Source organism: Weissella hellenica, from assembly GCF_005405545.1.
Lineage (GTDB): Bacteria > Bacillota > Bacilli > Lactobacillales > Lactobacillaceae > Weissella > Weissella hellenica.
The window spans coordinates 1-12,182 of sequence record NZ_BJEG01000003.1 but is presented as its reverse complement, the minus strand read 5'-3'; the positions used below and the strand labels follow the sequence as shown (position 1 = coordinate 12,182).

Annotated in this window: 16 protein-coding genes and 1 rRNA gene; 16 read left to right on the top strand and 1 reads right to left on the bottom strand. The window is 36.7% G+C overall.

From position 1 onward, the window contains the following. Nucleotides 1–125 precede the first annotated feature (125 nt). From FFM61_RS02865 to rpoZ, 12 genes are all read left to right on the top strand, one after another. The gene (locus FFM61_RS02865; RefSeq protein WP_074427218.1) at nt 126–857 is read left to right on the top strand and encodes a glucosamine-6-phosphate deaminase; all 732 of its coding nucleotides are present in this window, start codon (nt 126–128) and stop codon (nt 855–857) included. A 176-nt stretch (nt 858–1,033) separates the two neighbouring features. Next, a complete protein-coding gene (locus tag FFM61_RS02860) occupies nt 1,034–1,546 on the top strand; it encodes a hypothetical protein (protein WP_074427219.1) in 513 nt (170 codons plus the stop codon). Between the two features lie 24 nt (nt 1,547–1,570). Beyond that, nucleotides 1,571–2,107 carry an ECF-type riboflavin transporter substrate-binding protein gene (locus tag FFM61_RS02855; RefSeq protein ID WP_074427220.1) on the top strand — a complete coding sequence of 179 codons (537 nt, stop codon included), beginning with the start codon at nt 1,571–1,573 and terminating at the stop codon, nt 2,105–2,107. A 168-nt stretch (nt 2,108–2,275) separates the two neighbouring features. Further along, nucleotides 2,276–3,166, top strand: coding sequence for a bifunctional 5,10-methylenetetrahydrofolate dehydrogenase/5,10-methenyltetrahydrofolate cyclohydrolase (locus FFM61_RS02850; protein WP_074427221.1), 891 nt, complete (start codon nt 2,276–2,278; stop codon nt 3,164–3,166). Next, nucleotides 3,151–4,413 (top strand): exodeoxyribonuclease VII large subunit, encoded by a 1,263-nt coding sequence (gene xseA, locus FFM61_RS02845; RefSeq protein WP_074427222.1) that lies wholly within the window; start codon nt 3,151–3,153, stop codon nt 4,411–4,413. Before FFM61_RS02850 ends, xseA begins: the two co-directional genes overlap by 16 nt. A gap of 1 nt (nt 4,414) precedes the next feature. Continuing rightward, complete coding sequence (locus tag FFM61_RS02840; protein WP_074427223.1) at nt 4,415–4,633, top strand: exodeoxyribonuclease VII small subunit; 219 nt, start codon at nt 4,415–4,417, stop codon at nt 4,631–4,633. Between the two features lie 5 nt (nt 4,634–4,638). Then, entirely contained in the window at nt 4,639–5,499 is an 861-nt protein-coding gene (locus FFM61_RS02835; RefSeq protein ID WP_074427224.1) for a polyprenyl synthetase family protein, read from the top strand. A gap of 2 nt (nt 5,500–5,501) precedes the next feature. Next, nucleotides 5,502–6,350 (top strand): TlyA family RNA methyltransferase, encoded by an 849-nt coding sequence (locus FFM61_RS02830; RefSeq protein ID WP_074427225.1) that lies wholly within the window; start codon nt 5,502–5,504, stop codon nt 6,348–6,350. After that, nucleotides 6,337–6,780, top strand: coding sequence for an arginine repressor (locus tag FFM61_RS02825; protein WP_074427226.1), 444 nt, complete (start codon nt 6,337–6,339; stop codon nt 6,778–6,780). The genes FFM61_RS02830 and FFM61_RS02825 overlap by 14 nt, the downstream gene beginning before the upstream one ends. A 24-nt stretch (nt 6,781–6,804) precedes the next feature. Further along, complete coding sequence (gene recN, locus FFM61_RS02820; RefSeq protein ID WP_074427227.1) at nt 6,805–8,496, top strand: DNA repair protein RecN; 1,692 nt, start codon at nt 6,805–6,807, stop codon at nt 8,494–8,496. A gap of 75 nt (nt 8,497–8,571) precedes the next feature. After that, on the top strand, nt 8,572–9,189 hold the full coding sequence (gene gmk, locus FFM61_RS02815; RefSeq protein ID WP_074427228.1) for a guanylate kinase: 618 nt from the start codon (nt 8,572–8,574) through the stop codon (nt 9,187–9,189). Then, nucleotides 9,186–9,386, top strand: a complete 201-nt coding sequence (gene rpoZ, locus FFM61_RS02810) for a DNA-directed RNA polymerase subunit omega (RefSeq protein ID WP_042491557.1) — start codon at nt 9,186–9,188, stop codon at nt 9,384–9,386. The genes gmk and rpoZ overlap by 4 nt, the downstream gene beginning before the upstream one ends. A gap of 41 nt (nt 9,387–9,427) precedes the next feature. Here rpoZ and FFM61_RS02805 read toward each other — a convergent pair whose 3' ends face one another. Continuing rightward, the gene (locus tag FFM61_RS02805) at nt 9,428–10,090 is read right to left on the bottom strand and encodes a VTT domain-containing protein (protein ID WP_074427229.1); all 663 of its coding nucleotides are present in this window, start codon (nt 10,088–10,090) and stop codon (nt 9,428–9,430) included. 135 nt (nt 10,091–10,225) lie between these two features. Between FFM61_RS02805 and FFM61_RS02800 the strand changes: the two genes are divergently transcribed. The 4 genes from FFM61_RS02800 to FFM61_RS02785 form a co-directional block, all read left to right on the top strand. Then, nucleotides 10,226–10,810 carry a peptidylprolyl isomerase gene (locus tag FFM61_RS02800; protein WP_074427238.1) on the top strand — a complete coding sequence of 195 codons (585 nt, stop codon included), beginning with the start codon at nt 10,226–10,228 and terminating at the stop codon, nt 10,808–10,810. Nucleotides 10,811–10,879: 69 nt separating this feature from the next. Beyond that, entirely contained in the window at nt 10,880–11,278 is a 399-nt protein-coding gene (locus FFM61_RS02795) for a CvfD/Ygs/GSP13 family RNA-binding post-transcriptional regulator (RefSeq protein WP_074427230.1), read from the top strand. A gap of 18 nt (nt 11,279–11,296) precedes the next feature. Beyond that, nucleotides 11,297–11,683, top strand: a complete 387-nt coding sequence (locus FFM61_RS02790; RefSeq protein ID WP_074427231.1) for a hypothetical protein — start codon at nt 11,297–11,299, stop codon at nt 11,681–11,683. Nucleotides 11,684–12,109: 426 nt separating this feature from the next. Continuing rightward, nucleotides 12,110–12,182 (top strand): 16S ribosomal RNA (locus tag FFM61_RS02785); the annotation flags it as partial.

Here is a 12,182-nt window from a genome sequence, read left to right as displayed (position 1 = left end):
TCATTAATACATGTTTTACTAAGAAGTTGGGACATTATCTTTTGTCTCAACTTCTTTTTTATTGCAAAAAATAAAATGGTGGTATATAATTGGTCTATACCAAAACGGATAAAGGGGATATCATGATGAAGATTATTGAATTAAAAGATGAACAAGCAGGTGGAAAAGTAGGTTTTGAAATTTTTAAAGAGGCTTTGGCGGATAATGCGCAAGTATTTGGTCTGGCAACGGGCTCAACACCAATTACAATTTATAAGGAATTAACTGCTAGTGACCTGGACTTTTCAGACAAAATTTCAATTAATCTGGATGAATATCAAGGTTTACCTGGTACCCATGAACAAAGTTATCGTCATTTTATGGCAGAGCACTTATTTAATCAAAAGCCATTTAAAGAATCATACGTTCCTAATGGTTTAGATGAAGATAGTGAGGCCCAAACGGCATACTATGATACGCTGATTGCTGAACATCCCCTTGATTTACAATTGCTTGGATTAGGACAAAATGGGCACATTGGCTTTAATGAACCTGGTACACCATTTGATGTGCAAACTCGTTTAGTTGATTTAACTCCATCAACCATTGCAGCAAATGCTCGTTTTTTTGCTAGTGAAGATGAAGTGCCCCGTAAAGCCTTTTCAATGGGGATTGGTAGTATTATGAAGTCAAAAAAGATTTTGTTGGTTGCTTATGGTGAAAACAAAGCGCAAGCAGTTGCAGATATGGTTGAAGGTCCAGTCACAACTGATGTACCTGCTAGTGTTTTGCAAAATCACGATGATGTTACTGTTATTATTGATGAACAAGCAGCCTCAAAAATTAAAAATCGTGATCTTATCACAACAATTGCCTAAAGATAAAGACAGACTATAATGAAAAAGCAAATTTCCTATTTTAGGTAATTTGCTTTTTTATTATTATTTATGGGAGCTTTTAATAGCATACGATAGCTTATTAACGATGTTGCCTAGTGTAAAATATGGTTGGTGTGCTAAACTTATATGTAAAGTTAAAGAAGAGGGGATAACCCATGGACATGACAGGAAATGATTTCATTGAGATTTTAACCAATGAAACCTATACTACAAAGACTTTTGAAGCAGCTGATCAAGCAACCATTAATTTAGATGAATTGTTTTCAGATGTTACAAAAGCAATGGCAGCTGGTAAAATTTTCAGTGATACCTTAGTCATCAATGAAGAAGAGCCAATTATTCTACGAATTGAGACGAATTTAATTAATTTACCAATTCGTTATACGAATGCTATTCGTAAAATTGTCGTCAATGATGAAGCAAAAGAAATTTCATTATATATGGTTGTAGAGCATCCATTAGTGACTAAATCACATTTGTTTATTAAAAAGGCCGCCTCAGTGCAATCGTTTTTAGACGATCCAACGTCAGTCGCTGAAAAAATAACCATTTTTTTCAATGAACAAATCGAACAAATCAATGCTAATAAAGAGGCTGCTAAGCAAGCAGAACAACTAGAAGCAGAACAAGCTGAAAATGAGCCGGTAGCAGAAACCAAAAATCAATAATTGTTGTTATAAAGGGGTGAGATAATGAAACATAATATTATCGCAGCGCATAAAGTGATTGGGACGATTGTTGGCATTATTATTTTTATTGTGTTGTTTAAATATTTAGCAGTTCAAATCGGTGATACATCAGACAATGTGACATTAGCGCATGCGTGGTTGTCATTAATTACCGCAATATTTGGACCAGTTGTTGGTGCTGTAACGGCGTTTATCGGTCATGCAACGAGTGATGCGTTGACTAATAATGGAACGGCGTGGTGGACTTGGGTCATTGCAGATGGATTGTTTGGTTTATTTATTGGACTGATAACGAAACGTTTGGGTGTTTTAATTGGTAAATTGACGACAAGAAAATTAGTGTTATTCAATATTTGGCAACTAGTTGCTAATCTTGTCGTTTGGTTAATCGTAGCGCCTTTGGGTGATTATTGGGTTTACAATTTATCGTTGGGGGTTGCGTTCAAAGAGGGATTAATATTGGTTGTTGTTAATTTTTTGACAATTGCAATCGTCGGTACAGGACTATTAAAGATTTATCAACATTATTTTGTTGAATAGCTATAATGTTTATGCAATAGCTTTAACAGATCAAATGCTGTTTTTTGAACGAGCAAACCGCTATATTAAAGCGATTTGCTCGCTTTTTTTGTGGATAAATGACGTGGTTAAAAATAGCGTTTTGTGATAGAATTTATGCAACAACAATGAATAAAAGGTGAGGGTGAGATGGCTAAAATTATTGATGGTAAGGCGATTGCTAAAAAATTACGAGCAGTTGTAGCAAAGCAAGCGGCAGTATTAAAGGAACAAGCAATTACACCAGGATTAGCGGTTATTTTGGTGGGTGACGATCCAGCTAGTGAAATTTATGTACGTAGTAAAGAACGTGCTGCAGCTAAAGTGGGTGTTGATGCGAAAACATTTAAATACCCTAATGATGCAACAGAGGAAGAAATTTTAACGCAAATTAATGCATTGAATCAAGATGAAACAGTCGATGCTATTCTTGTCCAAAGTCCAGTACCATCACAAATTAATGAACAAACAATTCAAGAAGCTATTTTACCAGCAAAAGATGTTGATGGGTTCCATCCTGAAAATAGTGGCCGCTTGTTTGCAGGTCAAACAGGTAATTATCCCGTTGCTAATACGCCGCGTGGTGTGATGACAATGTTGCATCATGAAGCAATTGACTTGGACGGCAAACATGCAGTTGTCCTTGGACGTTCAATTTTAGTTGGTCGTCCCATGTTCGCTTTATTGCAAAAAGCCAATGTTAGTGTGACACTCTTACATCGCTATACGCCAGCTGACTTACGACGACAACTTTTGGCAACAGCTGATATTGTAGTCGTTGCCACTGGTGTCCCTGATTTGATTATGGGGGCTGATTTGAAACCTGGCGCTACGGTAATCGATGTGGGGATGAATCGTTTACCAAACAATAAATTAGTTGGTGATGTTAATTTTGATACAGCCCAAAAAGTTGCTGGTGCGATTACACCAGTTCCAGGTGGTGTTGGGCCAATGACAATTGCCACGTTGTTAGAAACAACAGTGGAATTAGCAGCACATCATCATCATATAGAATTGGAGCACGGATGGCAGAATATTTAACAGTTTCAGCACTAACTGCCTATTTAAAGCATAAATTTGTTGCCGATCCATATTTAAAAAAAGTCTATGTAACAGGTGAAATTTCTAACTTTCGGCAACGATCAGGTCATCAATATTTTAAAATAAAGGATGAGCAAGCTGTCCTTTCAGTAACGATGTTTAAAACAGCATTTAATCGACTAAAATTCCGTTTAGAACCTGGTATGAAAGTCAACATTGTTGGACATATTGATTTATATGCACCAAACGGCTCGTATAGTTTAATTATTGATTCATTGGAACCTGATGGCGTTGGGGCGTTGTATCAAGCCTACGAACAATTAAAAAACAAGTTAGAACAAGAAGGCTTATTTAATACACGACAAGCGCCTGTTTCACGTTTTCCTAAAAAAATTGCAGTTATTACTTCACCAAGTGGGGCTGTTATTCGAGATATTATGACTACCGTTAATCGTCGTTACCCAATTGCCCAACTCGTTTTATATCCAGCAGTTGTGCAGGGAAGTGGTGCGGTGCCATCTTTAAGCAAACAAATTGATGCGGTTAATCAGGCCAATGATTATGATGTGTTGATTATTGGGCGTGGTGGTGGCTCAATTGAAGATTTATGGGCTTTCAACGATGAATCCTTGGTACGCCGATTGTTGACTGTTAATATACCAATCATTAGTTCAGTCGGTCATGAAACGGATACCACGATTGCTGATTTTATTGCTGATAAGCGTGCTGCAACACCGACTGCAGCTGCAGAACTCGCAACGCCAGTTCCCTTAGCAGATCTTTGGTTATCGATACAACAGGCTCAACAACAATTAGTGACGATTTTACAACGAGAGATTACGCAACGGGAAAACTATTTGGCTCGGTTACAAAAAAGCTACGTGTTAACGAATCCAGAACGCTTATACGAAGGCTATTTACAACGATTAGATATGGCGCAGGATAAATTAGTACGGGCAATGACATTAAAAATTGAACGTCCAAATCAGCAACTGCAAAATTTAGTACCGCGTTTAAATCAAAGTATGAATTATGAAATGACGCAAGCTGAGCAACATTTTAAGCATGTGATAGCTAGTTTACAGCTAGTTAGCCCCTTAGCAATTTTAAGCCGTGGGTATAGCGTGACTAGAAAAGATGCAACAGTCATTCATCAGTTAAATCAGGTAGCAGTTAAAGATGAAATTACGGTGCAATTATCTGATGGCGAGATTGTTGCTCAGGTGACAGAAAAGAAAGAAAAATAACATGGCAGATAAAACATTTGAAGAGAACTTGGCAACATTAGAAACCATTGTTAGCCGACTAGAAAAAGGTGATGTGCCACTAGAAGAGGCGCTAAAACAATTTGAAACAGGTATTAAAATCAGTCAAGATTTACAAAAGACGTTACAAAATGCAGAAACAAGTCTCGCTAAGATTGTTAATGCTGATGGTAGTATGAGTGATTTTAATAAAGGGGAATAAAATAGATGCATTGGGAAGAATTTTCAAAAGTAATGGTGCCCAAAATTGAACAAACTTTGGCTGATGAACTAGCAAATAGTTCGTTTGTACCACAATTACGTGATGCGATGACGTATGCCGTAATGGCAGGCGGTAAGCGATTGCGTCCAATGTTGACTTTGGCTGTTTTAACAACGTACCAGTTACCAACTAATCACTTTCTTAAAGCTGCTAGTGCCTTGGAATTAATTCACACATACAGTCTAATTCATGACGATTTACCTGCAATGGATGATGATGATTTACGTCGCGGTAAGCCGACAACGCATCGTGCATTTGGTGAAGATATGGCTATTTTAGCTGGAGATGCCTTGCAACCATTGGCTTTTGAATGGCTAACAAATGGTAATCTTGCTATTTCATCTGAGCAAAAAGTTCAGCTAGTAACGGCACTAGCAAAAGCTGCCGGTGCCTCAGGAATGGTAGCTGGTCAAGTACTTGATATTGCAGGGATGCATCGTGAAGGTGTTACGCTAAATGAAACTCAAACAATTCATTATCATAAAACAGGGGCTATAATTGCATACGCTTTACAAGCAGGGGCAATTATAGCTAACGCTACTCAAGCAGTACAAAATAGTTTATACGATTTTGGGATGGCATATGGGTTAGCTTTTCAAATTAAAGATGATTTAGATGATTATAATGCGGGTAAAATTGAACCTCAGGGATATCCAACGATTCTTGGTGTCGCAACTACTAAAGAAATGTTGCAAAAACAAATCGACATTGCAAAAGAATCGTTGAATACATTCAACAAGTTAACACAATTAGATATACAATTATTAGCCTCATTTTTGGATTATTTTAAAGATATAACGGAGTAAGTATGGCAGTAGAAAAAGAATGTGTTGATGTTTTGGCTGTTCAACAAGGGTTATTTACATCACGAGAACAAGCAAAACGGGCAATTATGGCTGGTGAAATTTTAGGCGTAAATGAACAACGGATGGATAAAGCAGGTGAAAAAATACCCGTTACAACTGAATTACATTTAAAAGGGGCACCGATGCCATATGTGTCGCGAGGAGGCTTTAAACTAGAGAAAGCCTTACAGGTGTTTAACATTGATGTACAAGATAAAACAGCTTTAGATATTGGTTCATCAACAGGTGGTTTTACAGATGTTTCTTTGCAAAATGGTGCTAAACGAGTTTATGCTCTTGATGTAGGAACTAATCAATTAGTGTGGTCATTACGTTCAGATGAACGCGTGATTGTGATGGAGAATACGAATTTTCGTTATGCAGAGCCAGAAGATTTTAAAGATGGACAACCACAAGTTGCCACAATCGATGTTTCGTTTATTTCATTGAATTTGATTTTGCCACCATTATCAAAAATACTAACGTCAGGTGGTTCAGTTGCAACACTGATTAAGCCGCAATTTGAGGCAGGACGTGAAGCCGTGGGTAAGCATGGTATTGTCAAAGATGCAGCCACACATAGTCAAGTGATTAATAAAGTAGCTGATTATGCCCACGAGGCTGGATTTAGTATTGTTGGTTTGGACTATTCACCAATTAAGGGTGGTTCAGGGAATATTGAATTTTTAGCTCACTTGGTATTAGACGGTGGTGACAGTACAATGACTTTAGCCGAACGTGAAGCCGTGGTGACAATGGCGCATGAACAGCTAAATGCTCATCGTGATGGTAAAGTAGATGAGAAAAACTAAAAAAGAACGCCAATTTGCGATTCGTAATCTCATAGCAAACCAGACTATTCAGCGACAAGAAGACGTTGTCAACGCACTTAATAAAATGGGATGGGATGTTACCCAGGCAACAATTTCGCGTGATATTGCTGAAATGCAGTTGGTTAAAGTACCTTTAGAAGTAGGCGGTTTTGCTTATGCAGTTGTGGCACAAGCTGATGCGTTAGCACATATTAAACGTATTATTCAGGAACCGACAACAACAATTCGTACACAAGATAACTTTGTGATGATTTCAGTAGCACCTGGAACGGGTCCAGCTTTGAAATTAGCTTTACAAGAAGCAGATTTTGACGAATTATTTGGGATACTGGGTGATGATGCTGATGTTTTAATGATTTTAAAAAAGGAATTACAAGCCCAAAAATTTGTGACACAAAAATTCCAATAAGTTGTTTATGGGATAGGAGGCGGCATGCTACAAGAATTATCCATTCAAAATTTTGCAATTATTCCAAAATTAAATATTAGTTTTGAACCAGGCATGACTGTATTAACTGGAGAAACAGGTGCTGGGAAATCGATTATTATTGATGCTGTGGGATTACTAACAGGTGGTCGTGGTTCACAAGACTACATCCGTCAGGGTGCTGATAAAGCAATTTTACAAGGGTTGATTGATGTTGAACCAAATGATGCTTTACAGCAGGTGCTTGAATCATTAGGCATTCTACTCGAAGACAATCAATTATTAATTCATCGTGAGTTACATCGAAATGGTCGGAATGTGATTCGTGTTAATAATGTATTGGTTAACGCAACTGCTTTAAAATCGTTAGGGCGACATTTAGTAGATATACATGGTCAAAATGAACACCAGGCATTAATGCAACCAGAGCAACATTTAGGTTTGTTAGATGAATTTGCACAAAAAAAATTGCAACCAGTGCGATCAGCCTATCAAAGCGCTTTTAAAAAATATCAACAACTAAATGATGCATATCATAAGCGGCAAGCAGATGAACAGGCTTGGGCACAACGCCTAGACATGTTGAGTTTTCAAAGTAATGAATTAAATGAAGCTAATTTAGTGGTTGGTGAAGAAGAAGAACTTGAAACTGAGTATCAAGAATTGTCGAATTCTCAAGATGTTTTAACGGCTTTATCAAAAGCGTATGAAGCACTTGAAGGTGAATGGGCTAACAATGGACTGGAAACAATTGGTACAGCAGTTAATGAACTTGAAGATATTGAAGAATTAGCACCACGTTATACAAAATTAACCGAAGCTGTTCGAGGCGCATATTATGAGCTTCAAGAAGCAGCATCAGAAATTTTAAATGTGCGTGATAATTTAGCTTTTGATGAAGAACGATTGCGTTATGTGGATGATCGGTTAAATTTAATTCGTTCACTAGAAAAGAAATATGGTGCAACAGTTACTGATGTGTTAAAGCACCAACAACAAGTGGATAATGAATTGTTGCAAATGGGTGGTAATGAAGAAAATGCTGCTGCCCTGGCAGATCAGTTGCATGATGCTAAACAAACTGCGCACCAATTAGCGCAACAAATGCATGAAATTCGAACTGATGCGGCGATATTATTAACTGACCAAATTCATGAACAACTAAAAGATTTATACATGGATAAAGCCATTTTTTCGGTGAAGTTTATGAATCAAAAATTAAGTTTGACTGGTCAGGATAGCGTAGAGTTTTATATTCAAACTAATTTAGGTGAAAGTGCCAAACCATTAGCAAAAATTGCATCAGGTGGTGAACTATCACGAATGATGTTAGCAATGAAAACAATTTTTTCTCGTGAGCAAGGGATTACTTCAATTATTTTTGATGAGGTTGATACGGGTGTGTCTGGTCGAGTGGCTCAAGCAATTGCTGAAAAAATTGCAGTAATCGGCCGGTATTCTCAAGTTTTAACCATTACGCACTTACCACAAGTTGCTGCAATTGCGGACCATCATTTCTTTATTGAAAAACAAGTGATTGATAAGCGAACAGAGACATCTGTTCGTCAGTTAGAAAAAAAGGAACGCATTGACGAATTAGCACGGATGTTATCGGGCAATGAATTAACCACAGCAGCCAAAGAAAATGCCCGTGATTTGTTAAAAAGAGCGCATACACATAAAAATTCAGTCGAATAAAGTTGTTTACCTGACAAAAAGCGAGTAAAATAGTTATTTAAACAACTAGATAAAAAAGTTAGGAGTATGTGTACCATGAAGCGTGGCGTATTAATCGTACTATCTGGACCGTCTGGAGTAGGTAAAGGAACTGTACGAAAAGCCTTATTTGAGGAGCCAGATATTGATTTTCAATATTCTATTTCAATGACAACTAGACAGCCTAGAAATGGTGAAGTAAACGGTGAAGATTACTTTTTTGTTACTCGCGATGAATTTGAAACAGAAATTGCAAACGGTGATATGTTGGAATATGCTGAGTATGTCGGTAATTACTATGGTACTCCTAAAAAGTTTATCGACCAGACTTTGGCTGCCGGACGTGATGTTTTGCTAGAGATTGATGTTCAAGGTGCATTGCAAGTAAAAGAAAAGATGCCTGAAGGGGCGTATATCTTTTTAACACCACCAGATTTAGCTGCGTTGAAAGAACGGTTAATCGGTCGTGGTACCGAGGCAATGGAAGTTATTGATCGGCGTGTTTCAGCAGCAACTGCTGAAATTCGTATGATGGCCAATTATGATTATGCGGTGGTAAATGATGAAGTATCATTGGCAGTTAATCGGATAAAAGATATTATTAAAGTTGAGCGTTTACGTGTTAATCGCGTATTACCTGAGTATATTAAGATGATTGAGGAGTTGGAAGCATGATTTTATACCCATCTGTTGACAAGTTATTAGAAAAAGTTGATTCACGTTATAAGTTAATTGCTCTAGGAGCAAAGCGGGCACATGAATTGGAACAAGGTGAATTACCTACTTTAGCAAAGTTTGATTCAGTAAAGCCTATTGGGCAAGCTTTTGAAGAAATTGAAGCGGGTAATGTTGTTATTGATCATAACAAATAAAATAAAAAGAGGATGGTTTTAGCCATCCTCTTTTTATTTTATTATTTATTCATTTGTTGTTGTTTTTTATTAATTAATATTTGTCGAATGGCACTAATAATAGCTGGTAGGGCAGATACTAATAGTATGCCAATTAATACTAATGAAAAATGTTCACTAACAAATGCATTACCACCAAAGTAGAACCCAGCCTCTACAGCAACGATAACCCATACTGTAACAGCGATTATTTCTAACATAATAAAATTACGGTAGCGGAAACCAGAAACAGCTGCAGTAAACGGTACTAAGGTACGAATAATTGGTAGAAAACGCCCTAAAATAATCGCCATCTTACCATGTTTAACAAAAAAATTATTCGCTTCTTGAAGATGTTTTTCTTTAATGAAGCGGCCTAGGATGGGATGACGAACTAATTTCAGACCAACAGTACGCCCTAAAAAGAAATTAAGCGAATCACCAGATAAAGCGGCAATCCAAAATAATAGCATTAATAACCAATGGTTTAGTGAATTACCCGATAGTGCAGCAATTGATCCGGCAGCGAATAGTAATGAATCACCAGGTAAAAATGGTAACACAACGGCCCCGGTTTCAATGAAAATAACTGCAAATAAAGCGGCGTATGACCAACCACCCCAGGTGTTAACTAAATTATTTAAATGAACATCTAAGTGGAGGAATATGTCGATGATTTGAATCATTATATGTTTAAGCTCCTATAATTACTTGATTAACTAAAATGACTTAGATACTAGTTTATCACTTTTTTAAGGCACTGTAAGTTATATGTTATAATAACCACAGTGTATTTAATAGAACTTAAGAGGTAGAAAATGATGACATATCCACAATTAAATATTGATGAAGTAACAGGACCAATTGCGACCCTATCAACAACGATGGGTGATGTAAAAGTACAATTATTCCCGGCACAAGCCCCTAAGACAGTTGAAAACTTTGTTGGCTTGATTAAGCAAGGTTATTATGACGGGATTATCTTCCATCGTGTTATTAATGAATTCATGATTCAAGGTGGTGACCCCACTGGTACTGGTATGGGTGGTGAATCAATCTGGGGAAAGCCATTTGCTGACGAGTTTTCCGATGAGGTATTTAATCTACGTGGTGCGTTATCAATGGCCAATGCTGGTCCTAATACGAATGGATCACAATTTTTTATCGTGCAAGCTAATAAAGTACCAGCTCGTATGTTGCGTTCATTGACAGGCGTTATACCAGATGAAATTGTATCAGCATATGGTCAAAATGGTGGTACACCTTGGTTAGATAAACATCATACTGTCTTTGGTCAAGTTATTGAAGGTATGGATATTATTGATAAGATGGCCGTTCAAAAGGTTGATTATGCAGATAAGCCAGAGACCGAAATTAAGATCTTAAAAGCAACTGTTAGTGAGTAATTAACAGACTTATTTTAAACCGAGATTAGTTCTCGGATACATATAAACTACTATATAGGAGATAAAATAATGATGTTTCACATTGGGGATGTCGTTGAGGGGATTGTAACGGGTGTTCAGCCATATGGTGCTTTTATTCAATTAGATGATCATCATCAAGGCCTAATTCATATATCTGAATGTCGTTCTGCGTTTATACGTGAGATTGGGGATGAACTCGTTGTTGGACAGACAGTGACCGTAATGGTTTTAGATATTGATATTTATAGTGAAAAGATTTCTTTATCAAGAAGGGCAGTATTAGACGGTTATGATAAGGCAGCGATAGATAAAGAAAGAATAAATCAAGATTATAAGTTTACACAACATCATTATTGGACTAATCAACATTTAGCAATTGGTTTTGAGACGATTGCTAAATCAGGGTCTATAATGATTAATGAAGCGCTAGAAAGATTACATCAATAGAGAAAAGGGGCTATAAGCATGTCATTAATTGCTGGTACAATTATATTTACACGAGATGATCAGTCATATTTTTTAGTGACTGATGAGTTACCTAAGCCTAAGTTTTATACGGTTAAAATGCATAAGCATGATGGGGATACGGCACTTGGTTCCATTGTTAATGGTATGAGGGATGAATTAGGAATTGGATTTGATAATTTACGTTTTGGTGAATTAGCCGCATGGCATTTACAAGAGTTAGAATCAAGTGAAGATCTTGTTTCTTTGTATACATTTGAAGCAATCGATTCAAAATTGTTGAATTTAGACCGTTTGAATCTATTAGGGTTACAATTTATTAATGCGCGGGATATTAGCGGCTTGCTAAAAAATGTTGATATGGCGGGTGTTATTCAACTAGATTAATGTTTTTAAAAAAAAGCTTGCATTTATTTTATAAATTCGGTATTATTAAAAAGTTGAGTTTTCAGGAAAGATTACATTCTTCATTTAAATTCAATAATAATTTATTCAAATTAAATGTTGACAATCATCATTTAGTGAGATATGATTATTAAGTTGCGTTAAGGAGTGACGGATTTGCTTGATTGTTCAAGTAAAAAAGCTTGTTGACAAATAACAAACAAGATGTTATAATTTAAAGGTAACTGTTAGCCGAAACGGCTATGAGATAGTTCTTTGAAAACTGAATATCGTTTCGATAGAACAAATGTGTAGGGTCTTCAAGCATTAAGCTTGAAACAAAAACATTTGCGAGGTCAATTCGCTAATAAATTCGTTTAACTTCTGTTAAACAATTAAAACAACAAAATTGAGTTATACTCAAACTTTTAAAATGAGAGTTTGATCCTGGCTCAGGATGAACGCTGGCGGCGTGCCTAATACATGCAAGTCGAACGCTTTG

What these genes read in the sequence shown, in the direction of transcription:
- FFM61_RS02850 (WP_074427221.1), top strand. Translation starts at nt 2,276, where the DNA reads ATGGCTAAAATTATTGATGGTAAGGCGATTGCTAAAAAATTACGAGCA.
- FFM61_RS02800 (WP_074427238.1), top strand. Translation starts at nt 10,226, where the DNA reads ATGACATATCCACAATTAAATATTGATGAAGTAACAGGACCAATTGCG.
- FFM61_RS02790 (WP_074427231.1), top strand. Translation starts at nt 11,297, where the DNA reads ATGTCATTAATTGCTGGTACAATTATATTTACACGAGATGATCAGTCA.
- xseA (WP_074427222.1), top strand. Translation starts at nt 3,151, where the DNA reads ATGGCAGAATATTTAACAGTTTCAGCACTAACTGCCTATTTAAAGCAT.
- FFM61_RS02855 (WP_074427220.1), top strand. Translation starts at nt 1,571, where the DNA reads ATGAAACATAATATTATCGCAGCGCATAAAGTGATTGGGACGATTGTT.
- rpoZ (WP_042491557.1), top strand. Translation starts at nt 9,186, where the DNA reads ATGATTTTATACCCATCTGTTGACAAGTTATTAGAAAAAGTTGATTCA.
- FFM61_RS02795 (WP_074427230.1), top strand. Translation starts at nt 10,880, where the DNA reads ATGATGTTTCACATTGGGGATGTCGTTGAGGGGATTGTAACGGGTGTT.
- FFM61_RS02835 (WP_074427224.1), top strand. Translation starts at nt 4,639, where the DNA reads ATGCATTGGGAAGAATTTTCAAAAGTAATGGTGCCCAAAATTGAACAA.
- FFM61_RS02805 (WP_074427229.1), bottom strand. Translation starts at nt 10,090, where the DNA reads ATGATTCAAATCATCGACATATTCCTCCACTTAGATGTTCATTTAAAT.
- recN (WP_074427227.1), top strand. Translation starts at nt 6,805, where the DNA reads ATGCTACAAGAATTATCCATTCAAAATTTTGCAATTATTCCAAAATTA.
- FFM61_RS02840 (WP_074427223.1), top strand. Translation starts at nt 4,415, where the DNA reads ATGGCAGATAAAACATTTGAAGAGAACTTGGCAACATTAGAAACCATT.
- FFM61_RS02830 (WP_074427225.1), top strand. Translation starts at nt 5,502, where the DNA reads ATGGCAGTAGAAAAAGAATGTGTTGATGTTTTGGCTGTTCAACAAGGG.
- FFM61_RS02825 (WP_074427226.1), top strand. Translation starts at nt 6,337, where the DNA reads ATGAGAAAAACTAAAAAAGAACGCCAATTTGCGATTCGTAATCTCATA.
- FFM61_RS02865 (WP_074427218.1), top strand. Translation starts at nt 126, where the DNA reads ATGAAGATTATTGAATTAAAAGATGAACAAGCAGGTGGAAAAGTAGGT.
- FFM61_RS02860 (WP_074427219.1), top strand. Translation starts at nt 1,034, where the DNA reads ATGGACATGACAGGAAATGATTTCATTGAGATTTTAACCAATGAAACC.
- gmk (WP_074427228.1), top strand. Translation starts at nt 8,572, where the DNA reads ATGAAGCGTGGCGTATTAATCGTACTATCTGGACCGTCTGGAGTAGGT.